This window comes from Marinifilum sp. D737 (assembly GCF_026672275.1).
Classification (GTDB): Bacteria; Bacteroidota; Bacteroidia; order Bacteroidales; family Marinifilaceae; genus Marinifilum.
Map to the genome: position 1 here is coordinate 1 of NZ_JANQCD010000106.1, position 447 is coordinate 447.

Consider the following 447-nt stretch of genomic DNA (forward strand, 5'->3'; position numbering starts at 1 on the left):
CTGCAATAATTCCTCCATATGGGTAGTAAGCAGTTTCCTGTATTACATTCTCCTCCTCATCTACTACTACACGAGTGTGACCCAAATGGTCTTTTAGGGTGTAGAAATAGGTTCCATAGTCGCTCTTTTTGACTCTCCTGTTACCCCCTCCGGCTCCCTCCCGACTAGTCGGGACAGGCTCTGAAAGGGGAGAACTTTTGGCAGCCAGAGCTGAAGTGGGTTGGTAATAGCCTTCTTCTGTAAAAACTTTATCGAGCTTGCCATTTACAAATAGGAACTCGCCCTGGTAATCTATTCGTCTTAGCTCATTGTCGTCTTTGTCGAAAAAGCTTCTTCTCAGTAGTGTTCCATCAGCCAAATACTGGTTCACGATTTTGCCTTGTCCTGTTACGCTTAGGGTATCGGGCAAATTGAGTATGTTGTAGCTAATGTGTAGCTTTTTGTACT

Annotated in this window: 1 protein-coding gene; it reads right to left on the minus strand. The window is 44.5% G+C overall.

The genetic code is table 11. The features are described from left to right. Positions 1–447 (minus strand): hypothetical protein (locus NQ163_RS20635; RefSeq protein WP_442786039.1); only part of this gene is annotated, 447 nt, incomplete at both ends.